The following is a 1230-nucleotide window of genomic DNA, read 5'->3' on the forward strand; positions in this document are numbered from 1 at the left end:
GCCTGACCCAGACCCTGCGCTTGTCCACGACACCAGCGGCGGTGGGCGACACCCTGGTCCGCGAACTGACCCTGCAGGCCGACGGCCCGCCGGGGTTGTCCCTGCCGCCGCCGCAAACGGCCGCCGTGGCCGGCCTGGAGGCCTACCCGGTGGCCCCGCGCATCAGCAACCTGGATGACGGTCGCGGGCATATCAGCGGTGGCCAGCGCATCGATCGCCTGAGTTACAGGATCCAGCGCCCCGGGCACTACCAACTGCCGGCGCTGCGGATCAAATGGTGGAACAGCCAGGCGCATCGGGCCCAGGTCAGCGAGTTGCCGGCCTTGAGTTTCGAGGCCACGGCCGCCAGCCGCTATCAACCGGTGTTTTCCATCCGCGACGATCTCCAGGCCCTGGGCCGGCAAAACCCCTGGCGCATTTCCCAGTACCTGGTCGGCCTGGCCCTGCTGCTGGCGCTGGGCGTTGTGGCGCTGTACCTGGGCCGCCCCTGGTGGCAACGCGGGCAGCAGGCCTGGCAACACTGGCGGGCCGCCCGCCAGGCCGCCTGGGAGCGCTCCGCCGCCTGGGCCTGGGAACAGGTGCCGGGCCAGCTCAAGCAGCAGCCGCCGCAACTGGGTGCCCTGTACCTGTGGTGTCGGCGCAGCAGCGGCCGCCTCGATCTGGCCAGCCTGGGCCCGCGCCTGCGCGCCCTGCTGCAGGCCTGCTATGGCCCGGCGCCCCACGCCGGCGCGGCCCTGGAGCAACTGCGCCAGGCGCTGCCGGCGCTGCACGCCGAAGGTACGCCGCAAGCCCCTCCTCAAGGCCACGGCCTGCGCCCCCTCAACCCCCGTCACGAGAAGGATTTCCCATGACACTTCCAGCCCCCTGGCGCGTGCGCCACCTGCCCCTCCTGCTGCTGTTGCTGGCCGCCCCGCTGCTGGCCCTGGCCAACAGCGACCCCTTGCCCTCGTGGAAGGACGGCCCGAGCAAGCAGGGCATTCTCGCCTTCGTCCAGGCGGTGACCACCCAGGGCGGCCCGGACTACGTGAAACCCGCCGAGCGCATTGCCGTGTTCGACAACGACGGCACCCTGTGGAGCGAGCAGCCGGCCTATTTCGAGGTGCTGTTCGCCTTCGACGAAATCAAGCGCCTGGCGCCCCAGCACCCCGAGTGGAAGACCCGCCAGCCGTTCCAGGCCGTGCTCGAAGGTGATCACCAGGCCCTGGCCGCCAGCGGCATGCACGGCCTGCT

Annotated in this window: 2 pseudogenes; both read left to right on the forward strand. The window is 71.3% G+C overall.

The annotated features are described in order from the left end of the window. A pseudogene (locus F6S12_RS31920) lies at positions 1 to 851 on the forward strand (hypothetical protein); the annotation flags it as partial. Next, a pseudogene (locus F6S12_RS31925) lies at positions 848 to 1230 on the forward strand (haloacid dehalogenase-like hydrolase); the annotation flags it as partial. The pseudogenes F6S12_RS31920 and F6S12_RS31925, both read left to right, overlap by 4 nt.

The sequence above is a fragment of the Pseudomonas sp. JV245A genome (assembly GCF_032424515.1).
GTDB lineage: Bacteria > Pseudomonadota > Gammaproteobacteria > Pseudomonadales > Pseudomonadaceae > Aquipseudomonas > Aquipseudomonas protegens.